At 37.4% G+C, this 17,453-nt stretch carries 11 protein-coding genes and 1 pseudogene; 3 read left to right on the top strand and 9 right to left on the bottom strand.

All coding sequences use genetic code 11. The annotated features are described in order from the left end of the window. Nucleotides 1-347 precede the first annotated feature (347 nt). The 3 genes from ACDZ29_RS12505 to ACDZ29_RS12495 all read right to left on the bottom strand — a co-directional run bounded on the left by ACDZ29_RS12505 (nucleotide 348) and on the right by ACDZ29_RS12495 (nucleotide 5,780). Entirely contained in the window at nucleotides 348-3,533 is a 3,186-nt protein-coding gene (locus tag ACDZ29_RS12505; protein ID WP_375090942.1) for a biotin/lipoyl-containing protein, read from the bottom strand. Nucleotides 3,534-3,570: 37 nt separating this feature from the next. Further along, complete coding sequence (locus tag ACDZ29_RS12500; RefSeq protein WP_289323454.1) at nucleotides 3,571-4,263, bottom strand: hypothetical protein; 693 nt, start codon at nucleotides 4,261-4,263, stop codon at nucleotides 3,571-3,573. A gap of 1,322 nt (nucleotides 4,264-5,585) precedes the next feature. Beyond that, nucleotides 5,586-5,780 (bottom strand): hypothetical protein, encoded by a 195-nt coding sequence (locus ACDZ29_RS12495; RefSeq protein ID WP_375090941.1) that lies wholly within the window; start codon nucleotides 5,778-5,780, stop codon nucleotides 5,586-5,588. A 352-nt stretch (nucleotides 5,781-6,132) separates the two neighbouring features. Between ACDZ29_RS12495 and ACDZ29_RS12490 the strand changes: the two genes are divergently transcribed. Continuing rightward, nucleotides 6,133-6,480 (top strand): hypothetical protein, encoded by a 348-nt coding sequence (locus ACDZ29_RS12490; protein ID WP_375090940.1) that lies wholly within the window; start codon nucleotides 6,133-6,135, stop codon nucleotides 6,478-6,480. Between the two features lie 256 nt (nucleotides 6,481-6,736). Then, nucleotides 6,737-8,085: pseudogene (locus tag ACDZ29_RS12485) on the top strand (IS3 family transposase). Nucleotides 8,086-8,196: 111 nt separating this feature from the next. On the opposite strand, the gene gnd reads toward ACDZ29_RS12485, so the two are convergent. The 4 genes from gnd to ACDZ29_RS12465 form a co-directional block, all read right to left on the bottom strand. Further along, entirely contained in the window at nucleotides 8,197-9,600 is a 1,404-nt protein-coding gene (gene gnd, locus ACDZ29_RS12480) for a decarboxylating NADP(+)-dependent phosphogluconate dehydrogenase (RefSeq protein WP_289323451.1), read from the bottom strand. Between the two features lie 78 nt (nucleotides 9,601-9,678). Beyond that, nucleotides 9,679-11,025, bottom strand: coding sequence for a GntP family permease (locus ACDZ29_RS12475; protein WP_289323450.1), 1,347 nt, complete (start codon nucleotides 11,023-11,025; stop codon nucleotides 9,679-9,681). An 18-nt stretch (nucleotides 11,026-11,043) separates the two neighbouring features. Continuing rightward, nucleotides 11,044-12,588, bottom strand: a complete 1,545-nt coding sequence (gene gntK / locus ACDZ29_RS12470) for a gluconokinase (protein ID WP_370013668.1) — start codon at nucleotides 12,586-12,588, stop codon at nucleotides 11,044-11,046. Then, the gene (locus ACDZ29_RS12465; protein WP_289323448.1) at nucleotides 12,581-13,312 is read right to left on the bottom strand and encodes a GntR family transcriptional regulator; all 732 of its coding nucleotides are present in this window, start codon (nucleotides 13,310-13,312) and stop codon (nucleotides 12,581-12,583) included. The genes gntK and ACDZ29_RS12465 overlap by 8 nt, the downstream gene beginning before the upstream one ends. 1,102 nt (nucleotides 13,313-14,414) lie before the next feature. Between ACDZ29_RS12465 and ACDZ29_RS12460 the strand changes: the two genes are divergently transcribed. Further along, nucleotides 14,415-14,648, top strand: coding sequence for a hypothetical protein (locus ACDZ29_RS12460; protein ID WP_375090939.1), 234 nt, complete (start codon nucleotides 14,415-14,417; stop codon nucleotides 14,646-14,648). Nucleotides 14,649-15,715: 1,067 nt separating this feature from the next. Here ACDZ29_RS12460 and ACDZ29_RS12455 read toward each other — a convergent pair. Both ACDZ29_RS12455 and ACDZ29_RS12450 read right to left on the bottom strand, forming a co-directional pair. Beyond that, entirely contained in the window at nucleotides 15,716-15,892 is a 177-nt protein-coding gene (locus ACDZ29_RS12455) for a hypothetical protein (RefSeq protein ID WP_375090938.1), read from the bottom strand. A 490-nt stretch (nucleotides 15,893-16,382) separates the two neighbouring features. Continuing rightward, on the bottom strand, nucleotides 16,383-17,072 hold the full coding sequence (locus ACDZ29_RS12450) for a hypothetical protein (protein WP_370013665.1): 690 nt from the start codon (nucleotides 17,070-17,072) through the stop codon (nucleotides 16,383-16,385). Between the last annotated feature and the right edge of the window lie 381 nt (nucleotides 17,073-17,453).

Below are 17,453 nucleotides of genomic sequence, written 5' to 3'. Positions count from 1 at the left end.
GAAACCTTTTTCTGTAAACATTGCAAGTCCCATGGGAAGCTATTAAACGGTGACCATGGACATACAATAACGATAGCATGAAAAGGCCTCCCACAGTAAACTGTGGGAGGCCTCTAACTTAAAAGTGAGTTATTTTCCACTCAAGGCGTTTTTTTCATAAAACCTTAACCGATGCACCAGGTGAAGACATCTTCTATTTATATACCACTCAAATAAAACATAGCATCATCTTGATATATTCAATTGAATCAATCAAACCCACAAATGCCCATACAATTGATTAATCTGTTGTGTGTTCACAAAAAAAAATCATTTAACATATATTTCTAAATTCCACAACCGAAAGATTAGCTTAATTCCACTTTAGTAGTTTCACTTAAATAGACCCCATTTAATATCGAGTCTTCGTCTGCAACAACATATTCAATGACAGTCGGGCTTAATGTTCGAATATAAACAAAAGCTGAATCATCTACATGCTCAATTCGAAGTTTTTTCCTTTGTGCCTGCTTAATATCAAGCTGGTTGGTACTAGCTTCAGGCAGGCTTGTGTAATAAATTTCAAAATCTTCTTCTGACGCATCAATGAAAAGATGCCATATATTATACTCTTCTTCTTGATCAATCACTGTTTTTAATTTCCCTTTTCTCCCGATGCCAAGAAAATACTTGAACTTTGATTCACCATTCACCAAATCGCGGTCAATAACTTTTATACTTCCGCCCTTTCTGCTTTGTACAAGTCCAAAGGCAACGCCTGTTTTTCCTGTAGGGGCTGTTAAAATATCTCGGTTAACCACTCTATTTCTCTCTTCTTGCTTTAAATAAGCACCTTCTGTCCCCAGTGGTGGGAAAATCTCAAAAAGATTATCAGACACTTCTCCCCAGTTTTGAGTATTCTGTACTTCCCTTTCAATCCATTTATTAAATAGATTCATAACGATCGGGGATTTACTTGAATTACCCGCAAGCAGTATATTTACTTTACTAATTTTGCTCGGTTCTGACCCGGTAAAGGCGCGCCTTAATGACTCAAAGAAATTTTTAATGCCTTTTTCAATTCTTTCCTCAATAAGTTGTTCCATTTCATCTTGATCAATCAAAAGTTCCACATTGAGTTTTGCGTGGCCGGCTTTGTCAAACAAGTCTGCCCGGATCATGCCTTTTCCAAACTGTTCTTCATACCGTTCATGTCTTTCCCAAAGCGGCCTTAATTTTTCTACCAATTGTTTCGTATTTAAATAGGATTCTTGTGACTCATTAATCAGCATTTCACTTCCAGGAAATTTCACACATTCTGCTGGGAGAGTAAAAGGAATATTTAGCTCACGCATTGTTCTTTGATTGTTTTTAAACACTTGGAACGCCAAAAGCTCTAGCAGGTTCTCTCCACCTAAATAACGGTCCCCGCCAGCTGCAAAATGCTCAATGACATAATCATATCTGCTTTCTCTCAAGCCCGCTTCACGCCAAATACCAAAATCAAAATCTGTCGTTCCTCCACCAAAATCAAACACACCGTAGTACGTTTTTTCATCCTCTTCCGGTTCAAACCCGTATTCCTGTAAGGCACAAACGGCATAGGCAGCAGGTTCACTCGCACCAGCTGTGACACGAAACTTTTTCATTAATTCTTCATCCTGCTGTATCGGCATAGGAAGCGTCTTTTTTAACCCACGCTCAAAACACTTTAGAATTTTTTCTCTTACCTCTTTTTCATACGCCACCGGGAAAGATAAGGTGTAGTCCAGGTAAATTCCATTGTTCTGGTTATTGATATACAAACCGAGGTAGTAGGCGTATAACTCTATTGGGTTGATTTCCTGATCGGTTAAATCCAGAAATGAACGCAGTACAACGGCATATCCCCTCTTATCTTTTAATCGGAGTTCGTTTTTCTTTTCTCCAGCCCACTGCTTTAGATTATTCAATATGGAATAATAATGGTCACTCTTTCCATTCATCAAGTTGTTTAGAGCATTGTGGGAAACCGTCACATCCTGCCACCTTGTATCTGGTCTTCCTTCTTTTTCTTGATAAAGCTCCAGAAAATGTTCTAAATCAATAAATTCAATCACGGTTGGATTTTCATAATGCCAGTCTTGTACTTCCGTGTTAAGGTAGCCAACCCCAATACGCATGGGAAGAGTAAAATCACTTTCCTCTTGATGAACGACCACTGTACTTTTCGTTCCAAAATCAATGCCAACTATGCCGTCCTCCCTAATATCCATTTTAGGGTTTCTGGCCATTATTTCTTCGTTCAGTTTTATCGTTAAAAGTTTTTCATCAGAGTGGACAGGCCATAAATCCCAATGTCCTCTGTTTGGATCCATTAACATCTTTTCATCATATGTATCAATATCGGCTCTTACTTTTTCAGAGTTTAAAAGCTTCTCATAAAAAGTCTTGGAATCGATAGCGATTGATGGCAATTCTTTTAGAAAACTTTCATGATCTGAACCCTTTAATTGATACAATGCCAGCAAATAATCATACTCCTTCTGGCGTTCTGCGCTTAATCCACTTGGTACTAATCGGTTTTCCAGCCAGAGATGGAGAGCCATTTGATCATTGATTTCAAAGGCATTTTCCCCATTTAAACGGAAAACAGGAACGAAAAATCCTTTTCCTAGCAAATTAGTTTTTTGATTTACTACATCGAAACTTTGAATGTCGTACCCGTTAAATTTAAACGCTATTGATTTAGAAGAGTTAGCCGTTTGATTGGCAAATATCCTTGAAATGGAAGGATTTTTACTCGTGGAGTAATCATCTAAAGCTATTATTTTCTTATATACAGGGTGATCAGTTGTATTGAAACTTTTGGCAGCTTCTTCCCGTGTCATGGCATCACCTATATAACCGGAAACGTCCAGATGCTTTTTGTAGTCAAAATCTTCGTCCACTAATTCATAGTATTTTCTATAAGGAAATAAAGCTGCAATGTTGTGATCATAAATAACATTTCCGTTATTCATGTAAACCCATCTGGAACGGAGCATCTTTTTAATGTCTTGAAAGAAGCTCGATTCCTCCTTTAAAAAGGTTTCTTCTGCACTCTGATATAAATGGCTGATTAAAGATCTCACTTCTTTATAAGTCATTGAAATGGCAGAGACTGGAACGGTTTGGGAATCAGGTGAGAATAGAACCTGCTCTTCGTTCTTATTCATTAAGTAAATAGAACTGTCTATGTTATTTTTTTCAGCTAAACTTGTTACGTTCTCAAGGGGCTCTTTATCTTCTATCGTTTCTTGCTTTTCAACTTCCTTTAATAATTCTCCTGAAAGAGCTTCACCAGAATCCAAATAACATATCAGATCACCAATCTTGACTATAGTGTCCTCTGCTACATGCAATTCTTTAAGGGTACCTTCTTTTTCTGAAAAGAGGTCAAATTCGATGCCCTCACAGCTGAATTTGGCTAAGCTTTCGCCCACCGTAATATAATCTCCTGGCTGTTTATACCATTGCATAAGAAGGATTTTTTCAATCCCTTCTTCAATCTCTGGGATAATAATCGATGTCATTGTTATTTCTCCTTTATTATCATTCTCTTTTTCGCTGCTAGATTCTCACAACGGATTTTTTAATGGTTTTACCATTAATGCTTATATATCCTGGCAGCAGGATGTCCGTAATGTTCCCGGATATTTTGCTATTGAGGGCTCTTATGTACAAGTCTTCTCTGAAGACCTCATTCATTTTCACTTGCTGTATTTTATATAAAGGGGTATCGTATGTTTTACTGTACTCTTGAAAGAAATACAGAAAAAGGGCGAGCAAAATCTCTCTTTCCTGCTCTCGTCCTTCCATAATCTCGTTTTTAATAAAATCCCACAAAGATGAAATGTTCTCATATTGCACACCACAGACAATAAACTCCTGAACCGAACTGCCCTTGAAGATTCCTTTTAAGGAACTTTTAGTAGTTTCGGATAATCGTTGAATAGCGTCGTAAAGTTCTTCTGCTTCCCGATAGTCTGCTCTTCTCTTTTGCAATTCATTAAAATAGGATTCCATTTTCTCATTTAGATGGTGGATCATTTTTTGGTACTCAATAATTTCCTCTTTTTTCGACTCAATCTCTTGTTGGAGTTTTGCAATTTCTTTATCTTTTTCTCTCAGTAGCTCCTTAGGTTCCCCCATTTGACTCAAAGAGCCCGCTTCTGCTATTTCTTTTATCTTTTCAATGACCCTTTCGTCTTGAAGGGAAACCATTAATGCCCCAATAAAACCATCATCTAATTCTTTATTCATCTTTACACTCCTTTCAAAGTGTTAACCAACCCTGAATAGCTACAGAAGCTTGTTTTGCTGTTTTTGGGTGTCCAAATTTACCTTCTCTGCATATAGTCCACCTGTGCTTTCAGATAAACATTTTCTTCTTTAACACTAGTAAATTTCTTATGGTTCCAAATACAACGCTGGCCTTCTATGGCTCATTATTTGGGAATTTCTTTACTTAATTCCTATTTGCGCATCACTTTTAGCAACTTTCCGCTTTAATTCTTCTGTATATGAGGCTTACCCTTTTTTGCCATAGAAAAATCCCCTCCCAGTTAGACTGTTAGGAGAATGCAACCATAACTTATATTCTAAGAAAGCAGTAGTGAGATCACTTATTTCCATCAAAAATACGTATATAACGTATTAAAGATGTATTGATAATATGATGCTTACTTTCACTTTTTACAATAAAATACTCACAGTGTTCCATCCTTTTTAAGACTTCTTGTAAAACATCCTCTTTTTTAATACTCAAACCTTTTTTTATTTTCTCCCACTTAACATCAGCGTCAAGAGTATAACAAACATAGAATTCCTTTAACAGGTTAATCTTCCCCTTAAATGCTTTGGTTTCTTTAATTTTTTTATTTTGATAAAAATCTGATACAAAAAAATAAAAAGCTATATTGTTAAAGCTAAAGACAAATTACTATAACTTTATTTAGTCACCCATCTGTTGTATACAAAAATATTTGTTTATATCTAATCCGAAATTCATTAATTAGCAGGATTAAATCATGTACATCCTATTTAATTTTTCCTCACTTCGATATACTAACTCATATGCACTACTTAATAACATTCGGTATGATCATGTTGTTTTAAGTGGGTTGAAATAACTAGGGTTAAACCTCCTGCCCATGTCGCCCATTCATCTTTAAATAAAAAAGTAAGTAATAAGATAAAAAAAGACTATATATCAATATTCCGTAAGAGTTCGACTAGATTAATTTAAATGCGATATGATTAAGAAGAGGACAAACGCGAACAAAAAAAGCCCTTCTCGTTTGAGATGGCCTCTAGTTATGCTGTTCATTTAATTCATTTCGATAGCAAATAACGACAACAACAAGCTCTTTCTAATAAGTGGGAGATATTGTCCGAGCTATTGCTAGTAATGCTTTAAATTATTTAAGAGAATGAGAATCGGCTGGTGACAACACGTTATAAGTTGCAGTATTGATCAACTAACTAGTGGGTAATTGAAAAAATGAAGGATTTCTGAAAAAAATATGATTTTAGCGATACATTTTATGAGCAATCGCTTACCTTTTAAAACGCATTGCTTGATGCTAGTGGGTTCTTGTTTGTTCGCATACATCTGTATAGGAACGACCATGTTTGTATGGGAGCTTAAACAAATTATCCATAACAGCAGTAACACAATCTTCGCAATAATAATTGACGAACTCTCTACCTTGTTCAAAAAGTGGTGTCATCGTATCCATGTCAGCCCATTTAAAACAGTAAATACACATTTGCCTCATGATATATCACTCCTTTTTTATCCAAAAATAATTAGTAATAATCAAAAGAAGAATATGTGCTACCTGTCGACATTATTCGATACTCTTTCGTAAAGAACCTCTACCATCAAAGGAAGCAGGGGCAACTACTACAAACCGATACCATTTATATACCACTTAACCTGAGTATTAAACCTCCCCAAAAAACATTATTCGTTGCCCGTCAATTTTTTCACCAAGGTTTTTTTTCTTTTAGTAGATTTTCTCCCAGGGTCAAATTTTTGTTTACTCCGTTTGCTGATTGGAAATAACATAATAAATCTTTTAACTATAATTAAATCTTTTAATTATAATCAGAGTAGGAGTGATATTTGTGACAAGACATTCCAACAAAATCAAACATAAAGCAAAAACTACTTGGAATAAAGTAAAAACTAATATTAAGGAAACATTATTTAATATCGCAGACATTCCATCAACATCTGTACAACAATTGGCTGATTTTATACAACATCACCCTGATACAAAAGTCACCAAGAAACAAATGCTTGGAATATACTATGCCTTCTATAGTTTAGAAACAGAAGGGTATCATTATTATTTAGAAACCAACAAATCCAAAATTTTGCAATTGGATGGAGATTATCAGGATAAAAAAATGGTATCTTATCGATCATATAGGGATTATTATCAATTAAATACACCAATTAAAATGCCATGACTAAAATTTCCAGCCTCTTTAATTAGAGTCTACAGTTTTTAAAAGCTTGTACAATTTGAACGTTGATTTACTCTCAAGAAACTCGCCTTCCGCGGGAGGTCCGCCCTCGGCGCCCTTGCGCCTGCGGGGTCTCCCATGGACACGCTTTTTCCGTAGGAGTCTCGTACACCCGCTCCAATCAAATTTGTTTTAAAATTAGATAGATGAACTGCACCCCAATTGTTAGACAACATCTAACAATTGGAGGTGTATTTTTTTGACTAAATATACGATAGACGAAAAATCAAATGCAGTTTTAGAGTACTTAGAAGGGAAAAAATCCTATAAATCCATTGCTCAAGAAAGAAATGTAGGTTTATCCCCTCTGAAAAGATGGGTCGCTCGCTATCTAAAACATGGAATGGAAGGACTTGTTCCATCCTATACAAATTACACTCTGCCCTTTAAACTAGAGGTACTTAAATATATGAACGAATATGGGGCATCGATCAACGAGACCGCTGTACACTATAACCTTCCTTCTGATTCTACACTTTTGAATTGGGTAAATCAGTTTAAGGAAGGAGGTATAGACGCCCTAAAACCAATGAAAAAGGGGCGTCTATCCATGAAAAAAGAAACTAAGAAAAAATCGCAAGCTAATGGCTCTCAAGAAGCACTTCTTGCCGAATTAGAATACTTACGTGCAGAGAATGCCTATCTAAAAAAGTTGAATGCCTTAGTTCAAGAAAAGGAAGCCTTACAAAGAAAGAAAAAGCGAAAGTAGTCCATGAACTAAGGAAACAATTTGATTTAAAACTGCTTCTATCCATTTCTAAAATGGCACGGAGTACGTACTATTATTAGGTAAACGCCTTCGGGCGTGAGGATAAATACACAGAAATTAAATCCCTTATCAAAGAGATTTTCCATACGCATAAAGGGCGTTATGGGTATCGGCGTATTACCCTAGAATTACGTAACAGAGGTGCTCGCATCAATCATAAAACAGTTCTCCGATTGATGAATGAACTAGGATTGAAGTCATTGATTCGCATGAAGAAATACCGTTCGTACAAAGGGAACATCGGTAAGATTGCGCCCAACATTCTAGCACGTGATTTCAAGGCGGCAAAGTCCAATGAAAAATGGGTGACAGATGTCACGGAATTCCATCTAGCTGGGGAGAAACTATACTTATCAGCCATTCTTGACCTGTTTAATGGAGAAATCATCGCCTATAATATCGAATCTCGGCCTGTTTATCCGCTCGTTTCCAAAATGCTGGATAAAGCCTTTGATCGCTTGGAATCGAAAGATTCACCCATTCTCCATTTAGATCAGGGCTGGCATTATCAGATGAAACAATACTCGCATGATTTGAAAAAACATAACATTACACAAAGCATGTCCCGCAAAGGAAATTGTCTCGATAATGCGGTCATTGAAAACTTCTTTGGCTTATTAAAATCCGAATTACTCTATCTTCAAGAATTTGAAAGCATGGAGCATTTCAAACAAGAAATAGGAGATTATATCCATTACTACAATCATCAACGAATCAAGGTAAAATTAAAAGGCATGAGCCCGGTAGATTACCGGGTTCATGCCCTCAAGGCTGCCTAAGTAAATAAAGTGTCAAACTTTTTGGGTTCACTTCAAAAGCAGCTCTCTTTTTGAAGTAAGGTACCTGTCTCAAATTCATGAACGATTATTGTAAATGACTGTTTCTTTTTATCACTGCCAGTTTGTGTGAAAGGATCCTGCTATATCACGTCGTTCATAGGTATGTGCACCAAAATAATCACGTTGTGCTTGCAAAAGGTTTGCATTAGAGATGCCTGTTCGATAACTATCGTAATAAGTGAGTGAAGCGCCTAAACATGGAAACGAGATACCAGAATTTATTCCCTCACAGACAACCTTTCGCAATCCTACCTGGTAACCTGTAACCTTTTCAGCAAAATATGGTGAGATTAATAAATTGGCCAGATTCGGCTGCTCTTGATAGGCTTCGCTAATGACATTTAAAAATTCTGCACGAATGATGCAACCACCACGGAAAATCAGCGCAATATCCTTTAAAGGCAAATTCCAGCCGTAAAGTTCAGAAGTCATCTTATATTGAGTAAAACCTTGCGCGTACGCACAAACTTTTCCCATATATAATGCTTTTCTAATATAGTCAATCCACTCATTTTTATCTAATTTTTGCTGATCGTTCTCAGGGCCAGTTAGAATATTTTCTGCATTGACCCTTTCCTCTTTTAAAGCAGAAATGTAACGAGCAAACAAAGACTCTGTAATAATCGATGCCGGGATTCCGTTATCAATAGCTTGCATGCTGGTCCATTTACCTGTGCCTTTTTGTCCTGCTTTATCAAGAATCACATCGATCAAGGGTGAACCCGTTACTTCATCTTTTTTCCTTAAAATTTCGGCTGTGATTTCAATTAAATAACTTTTCAGTTCGCCTTGATTCCATGTTTCAAAGATGTCAGCTATTTCATTAACTTCCAAATGTAACTTTTCTCTTAAAAACGTATAGGCTTCGGCGATTAATTGCATATCTGCATACTCAATCCCGTTATGGACCATTTTCACAAAATGACCCGCTCCTTTTGGGCCGATATAGGTACAGCAAGGGTCATCATTTACTTTGGCTGCGATTTTTGTCAGAATCGGAGCTACTTTTTCATAGGCATCTTTATCTCCACCTGGCATGATTGAAGGTCCTTTTAACGCTCCGACTTCTCCACCAGAAATACCGATGCCTAAGTAACTGATTCCTTTAGATTTCAATTCATCATATCTGCGTTCAGTATCTTCGTAATGGGAGTTGCCCCCGTCCATGATAATATCGCCTGATTCAAGATGTGGAAGTAATGAATTAATCACCGAGTCTATCGCCTTACCCGCCGTCACCATTAGAAAAATCTTTCTTGGAGTTTCCAGTGACTGAACAAAGTCTTGGATTTCGTAATACGGATGGAGCGACTGACTGTCCAAGTTAGCAACAAGCTGATCCGTTAAATCTCTTGTGTAGTTATAGACAGCTACTCGTTCACCTTTACTAGCCATATTTAAAGCGATATTACTGCCCATTACCCCTAAACCAATGACACCAATTGTATTGAACATTTATTTCTGCTCCTTTTATGTAAGAATAATAGGCAGTAAATCCCTGCCATAAGTGAGGGATTTACTGCCGGGAAAAGCTTATACAAATAAGCTTAGTAATAGAATAAATCCTAATCCAGCTACTGAAATAATCGTCTCAAGCAAGGTCCATGTTGCAAATGTTTCTTTCATGCTTAAACCAAAATACTCTTTAAACATCCAGAAACCAGCATCGTTAACGTGTGAAGCGATTAAACTTCCCGCTCCTGTAGCAAGTACAACTAGAGCAAGGTTAACGTCCGACTGACCTAACATTGGAATAACTAAACCAGCTGTCGTTAAGGCAGCAACGGTAGCAGATCCTAAGGAAATACGCAGGATTGCCGCGATGATCCAGGCAAGCAAGATTGGTGATAATGATGTTCCTTTGAATAATTCAGCTACATAGTCACCTACACCGCCGTCGATCAATACTTGCTTGAAGGCACCGCCCCCCCCTATGATTAAGAGCATCATTCCGATATGCAAGATTGCAGATGTACAAGATTCCATAATATCCTTCATTGGAATCTTTCTTGCTAATCCCATTGAATAGACCGCAAATAATAAGGAAAGCAACATGGAAGTACCGGCTTCGCCGATAAAACGGATAGCCGCTAGTAAACCATTATCTTCAAATCCGATTGTTTTTTGCATCAAAGTGATAATCGTAGCAATTGACATTAATATAACCGGAAGTAAAGCGGTAAATACACTAATCCCAAATCCAGGTGTGTCTTCAAGTTTAAAAGATTTTTGTTCTCCTAAAGAGGCAATGCTGCCTGTTTTCGTAAATGATGCAGGTACTAATCTTTTAGCTATCTTCGTAAATACAGGTCCAGCTAAAATAACTGTTGGAACTGCAATAATGAAGCCGTAAAGTAAAACCTGACCAAGGTCTGCACCATATTCACCAGCGATAACGGTTGGTCCTGGGTGTGGCGGTAAGAAACCGTGTGTTACGGATAATGATGCTACCATTGGAATACCAAGATACAATATCGAAACTTTTAATTCTCTTGAAATGGCAAATACGATTGGAATTAATAATACTAATCCCACTTCAAAAAATAATGCGACACCGATAATAAATGATGCTGCTACGACTGCCCATTGAATATTCTTTTCACCAAATTTTTTAACAAGGGTCATGGCAATGCGCTGCGCGCCGCCTGAATCTGCGATTAACTTACCCAACATCGCTCCAAGTCCAAAGATTAACGCTAAGTGACCAAGTGTTCCGCCTAATCCAGCCTCAATGGTTTTGACAATTCCATCAAGTGGCATCCCAAGTGCTAAAGCCACTCCAAACGAAACAATGATCAAGGAAATAAAGGTGTTTAATTTTAAGCCCATTATTAAAATTAATAAAGCGACAATTCCTAAAGCGACAATAACTAATGGCATTGTAATTCCTCCATGTCTTTACTTTGCAGCATTTATTAAGTTTCTTTGATAATTCGCAATCTGTGTATATTCATTTTCCAATACCCTTGAAAGGTTAATAAAAATCGGCAGTAGTTGCCTATATTCTTTTACAGAATCATCTTTCGGTGTGTGCTTGTGGGTATTGCCTATCATTTCAGAAACTACTTCGAAGGACTCAATTTCCCCAGTGGCATATAACCCCAATATACAAGCACCCAGGCACGAACTTTCGTAGCTTTCCGGAACCACGACTTCCGATTCGAAGATATCGGACATCATTTGCCGCCAAACAGCCGACCTTGCGAAGCCTCCCGTAGCTTGAATTCGGGTCACGGGACCGTCCATACATTCTGTTAAGGCTAAAAATACTGTATATAAATTGTAAATGACTCCTTCTAGAGCCGCTCGAATCATATGTTCTTTCTTATGTGACAGTGTTAATCCGAAAAATGAACCCCGTACGTCCGGATTCCATAATGGTGCACGTTCACCTGCAAGATATGGATGGAATAACAATCCGTCAGCGCCTGGTCTTACACGTTCGGCAATCTTGGTTAAGACTTCATAAGCGTCGATTCCGAGCCTTTTAGCTGTTTCTACCTCGGAAGAAGCAAATTCATCGCGAATCCAGCGAAGGACCATCCCGCCATTGTTTACCGGCCCGCCAATCACCCAATGCTTTTCCGTTAAGGCATAGCAAAAGATTCTTCCCTTTTCGTCTGTCTTCGGCTCGTCAATAATCGTCCGAATCGCACCGCTTGTCCCAATCGTGACAGCAATTTCCCCTTTACGGATAGCGTTTACACCTAGATTTGAAAGGACACCATCACTTGCCCCAATAACAAAAGAGGTTTGTGGATCAATCCCAATCTGTTTGGCTAAATCCGGGTCACAGTTGTTAAAGATCTTTGTTGTTGGTACGAGTTCAGATAATTGACCACGCGTTATTCCAGCAATTCTTAAGGCTTCCTCATCCCAATCCAAGTTTTTGAGATTCAACATGCCCATGGATGAAGCAAGGGAATAATCGACAACATATTGATTAAAGAACTTTTTAAAGATATATTCTTTAATCCCAATATACTTTTTAACATTGGTTGCGATCTCTGGGTGATCATTCACAATCCAGGTGATTTTGGATAATGGAGACATCGGGTGTATCGGTGTTCCGGTTCGTTTGTAAACTTCATGCCCATCTAATTCATCTTTAATTTTATGGGCCCAAGCTTCACTGCGATTATCTGCCCAAGTGATACAACGGGTTAGCGGCTGGTCATTTTCATCCATAGCTATAACACTATGCATCGCACTGCTAAATGAAATAAATGATATCTTTTTATCTGGATGCTGTTTCGTTATATTTGAAAAGGCTTTCAGAACGGCCTGGAAAATCTCCTCAGGGTCTTGTTCCGCTGTTGTCATATCCGGTGTGTAAAGAGGATAACCAACATTCTCTTGCTGAATGACATCGCCTTTTTTCGTAAATAATACAGCTTTTGTACTTGTTGTACCGATGTCTACACCTAACATATAGCTAGTCATTTTCTTGTTCGACTCCTTTTGAAAGCATCTGCTGGGCCATCCATAAGTCTTCAACTTCCCCTTGAACATCATCAAAGTTTACATGTAACGACTTAATCATGAGTTCTCGATCTTTTGTTCTGATCGCATCAATATAAAGTTGATGATTATTAATGATCCGTGTAAAGTCTTCATACTTTTCTTTAAAACGACAACGCATGGATAGAAGAATCAAACTTTCCATCACAGGTTTTAAATTATCCCAAATCATCAGGATATAGGAATGATTGATGGACCGAATGATCGTTTCGTGGAATAGGACATCCTGATAGGAAAACTCATCAGCATCTCTGTATTTTATGGAAATTTTCATCATTTCCAGGATTTTACTAAGCTCCATTACTAATTCATTCGTGTCCACCCTTACTAGACGTTCAAATACAAACGTCTCGATGAGTATCCGTACATCATATATTTCTGCATATTTTTTTTCTGTTAAACCAATGACAACCGCACCCATTCTTTCTAATCGGATGATATTTTCAGATGCCAGTATTTTTAACGCTTCACGAACTGGTGAGCGGCTAACACCAAAATCGGCAGCTAATTTATTTTCAGATAAGATGGTACCGCTTTCAATCATCCCCGAAATAATACGCATTCTAAGCTCGGATGTTACACGATCACCAGCTGAAGCTTTTGAAAGCCATTTTACAGGATAAAGAAATTCCTTTGATTCAGCCATAAATTCACCTTCTTATAGAGTTCAAGTACACTTGTATACAAGTATTATAATAAAAATAAATAATAATGCAAGTTTTTTGAATTCACTGGGTTCTCGTCAATATAGTCAAAGTTTGTTGGGAGTTTAGAAGGTTCTGGGGCAAAAATAATGAGGAAACATAGATTGGTAATATCCTGTTAACTTTGGGATTAAGCAGCTACTCCGAACAACTTACGAATGAATTCAACCTCATTTTGGGCAGACTTTGCCAGTTGATGAGGTTAGTACCTATTAGAGATTGCACGTTACTGGTCGGCTAGCATAGGTTGCTACTCGCGGGGATCAAGCTGCCTTCCTAAATTTACTTAGATAGCCCTCATTCACCTATAAAAAAAGCTATCATTGATGAACCTGCTTGGGTTTGGCTTCGCCACGAGACATATATCCCTGGCCTTGAGACCTCCCTTTGTCTTCGGCCTTAGCCTTGTTCTCTTTGACTTGCTTGTAGGTCTTGTTGTAATGTCCGAGCGAGCACAGGTCGCTACTCGCAGCGATTTAGCTGCCTTCAGTACTATCGTAGGTTGTCTCTCATTCACCCCTTTATATTTCTTTAGTCCTGAAAGGTGTGTTCTTCTCAAACACATACGCTTTCATTCAAAAGTACACATACAATCTAATTGACTTTTTCCATGTTCTACCTTTTAAAGTAAACTTAACCTAGTTTTAAGGGTTACAATAGAATACAAATTATGTATCCTCATGTAACCCTTCTTGTAAAACTATTTTGTGCTGAAGTAAAATTTCAACTTTTTGATAATATATTTATTGATTAAAATTCCTTTATGAGCCCTACCTCTTTTATTAATAGTTGTGTAATTCACATCCATGTCCTTGTTTTTAAAAGAACCTTGATCAAAGTAATGCTAATAACCTTGATAAATGAACAAAAGAAAGAGCCTGTTTTGAAAATAAGATTTAATCAAAACAGGCTCTTAATATATTCAATTGAACCAATCACACTCACAAATACCCATACAATTGTAGGAAAGACTGCTCATCTAATCTAGTTATTTTATTCATGTGTATCGCCTTTTTTGGAAACGATTTCACTTCAATCACCTGGGTGTTTGTTTCATTGCTTGCCCCAAAACGGCTGATTGGAATTGCTGGAGGTACATTCAATATTATTGGTGGTACAGCATCAATTATTATACCGATTGTGATTGGCTTCCTGGCCAAGGGCGGTGATTTTGCTCCTGCACTTACCTTTATTACTTGTATAACCTTCGCAGGAGCACTGTCCTACATTTTCTTGGTCGGTAAAATCGAAAGGGTTCAGGCTTTTAGAAGCTTCTAATTTTGTCGATATCTACTCAGAATTTGTAGATATTTCTCGGGAAATTGTTGAAATTTGAAAATAGTGATTCTGAATAGTTGGAACAAAGGAATTTCTACTTTTGATTTGATTGCCTTAGGTTTAAATTGTTATTAACGTAAATTAACACCTCAATATCGTAAAAGAGACTAAAAAAAAGGTAATGAAACCTTTTTCTTATTGAAGTAATGTTTCGTAATGGGTTTTTTGTTGTTCAGTTTTAAGCTGTGACATATCGTTTGTCAGTTGGATGTTCATTTGACGCGTAGCTGCGAGTACATTTGTTAAAAAATTAAGCTCTCTTTTAATTGAATGAGAACATGGGTTAAATTGTCATATATATCGGGTATCGCTATCTCTGTTTCATTGGTTCCTTTTAATCTTTCTTTTTCTTGAAACAAGAGTCTTTAGCTCTATCGTTTAGGGGGTTGCCCGTATCGTGTAACGCTTTAATCGTTTCGATGTCGGATTGAACGAAGGTGTAATTATTTCCATTTCTTAACAACAACTTTCCATTTCGCTCTAAGTTTTAAACATACTTTCGAACATTGATTTTGCATCTCCACTTCTTTTGCCACTTCCTTGGAAGAGGATGCTCATTCATTCGGATGTATATCCTGTTGCATATCGGACTTCCCTTTCTATTAAAGATGAAGGTCTGTGGATTTATTTTCATGTTATATCGCCCAGCGATACGAAACACAAAAAAGAACCGATAATCCCCTTTCTTGAGGAACACTATTAAGGACGTGGATCTTGCTGGAGCTGGGAAACCGTTGTTTTAAGCTGAGACATATCGTTTGTCAGTGGACGTTCATTTCAAGCGTAGCTGCGAGTTTATTGGTTAAAACAATTAAAATCTCTTTTATTTGTTTGGAATTATGGGTTAAGTGTCATATATATCGGGTATCGCTATTCATTAGATTCATATAATCTATCTTTTTGTAGATACACAAGGTCTTTAGCTGTACCCTCTAGGGACTTGTCCGTATCGCATAACGCTATGTGCGCTTCGATGTCAGATTGAATAAAGATAGGCAACCACCATCTTAAAAACTCATATCCGTTTCGTTCTCAGTTTTGACCATACTTTTGAACAGTGGGTGTTGCATCCCCACTTCTTCCACTTCCTTAGAAAAGAATACTTGTTCATTCGGATGTATTTCATGTTTGCATATCGAACGCCGCTTTTCTATTAAACCTAAAGGTTTTGAATTTATTTGCAAGTTATATCGCCCAGCGATATGAAACACAAAGAAAGAGCCTCAATCCCTGTCTGGAGCAACTCTAGTGAGGATGACTCTTGTTTTTGAATACAAGTTCTCAACCGCCTCAACTCCCATTTTATCAAACTACCTTTTTTGCTTGCTTCAAATTGTGTATTTTGTTTTAGATGCATATCGCTTAAACAAATCTCCAATGAATTTCAATTGAGCCTTCATTTGCCTTTGGTAGAACGTCCGATACATTGGTATCGCCGAGCTCTTACATAGCAGGCACCAAATCCTGTAAAGTTGTAATATTCTTTCTAAATTCTGTGTTTCCAGCTACGCGAATCATATATGGCACTATGATTTTTAAAAAGTTTTGTGGATTCGCATCTCAATGCTTTTATCCATCATTATTTATTCAAAAAATATTTATCAAATGTTTCTACATCAATAATTTGCTTCCACAAATCAATACACAGCTAGGCAAAAAACCTTAACAGTCACCTTATTTTCTGAATATGGAGAAAAGCCCCCGCCATTTTTCGTAACGTTTTTGTATAGACTCTTCTAAACGTTTATTAAATTCATTTTGTGAACTCCATTCTTTTTTCTGTTCGGCCCGCATACTTTGTATTTCTTTTTGTAAGAGTTCACTTTTTTGTTTTTCTTGTTCCAGCAATGTTTCGTAATGGGTATTTTGTTGTTCAGTTAATTGTTCAATTTTAGAATTAGTTCTTTGCGCTGAATTTCCAATACTAGAACTTATAACATGATGATCTTGCTGGAGCCGGGAAACCTTTGTTTTAAGCTGTGACATATCGTTTGTAAGTTGGACATTCATTTCACGTGTGGCTGCGAGTTCATTGACTAAAAACATTAAGACCTCGTTTAATTGATTGGGGTCGTGGGGTAAATTTTCATATGTATCGGGTATCGCTATCTGTGTTTCATTGGATCCTTCTAATCTTTCTTTTTGTTGATATACAAGGTCTTTAGCTGTATCGTCTAGGGGCTTGTCCGTATCGCGTAGCGCTATAAGCGCTCCGATGTCAGATTTAACAAAGATACGTCGATCTCCATCTTTCAAAAACTCATATCCATTCCGCTCTAAGATTTGACCATACTTTCGAACAGTGGGAGTTGCAATCCCCACTTCTTCTGCCACTTCCTTGGAAGAGAAAGCTCTTTCATTCAATTGTATATCACGTCGCATATCGGACCTCTTTTCTATTACTAGTTGTATCTGTAGTCTACCTGACCTTAAATTTTCTGTCTAGATAAGTATAGCCTATCCAGAAGTCGTTAGGGATAGCGATAAGGTTTCCTTTTCCTTTCTTCTGTTTCCATATAGGATTAGATCATCTATTCGCTTACCTTTCTTCTCTTGCATAGCCTCTATCTATCCTTATCCATTGTGGATGTTACATCTGGTTGGGCCTGGCGCCTGGTCCCGTGCCTTTAGAAAACTGGCCAGCCTTATCCTTAAGATTCCCCCTTTTTTGTTGCAAATTACACACTCGCACAAATTTCGTATATTCACTTAAGTTAGATTGAACCCTCTTATAATTGTCATTCT

The organism is Peribacillus sp. RS7 (assembly GCF_041956845.1).
Classification (GTDB): domain Bacteria; phylum Bacillota; class Bacilli; order Bacillales; family DSM-1321; genus Peribacillus.
This window is presented reverse-complemented; position numbering and strand designations above follow the sequence as displayed.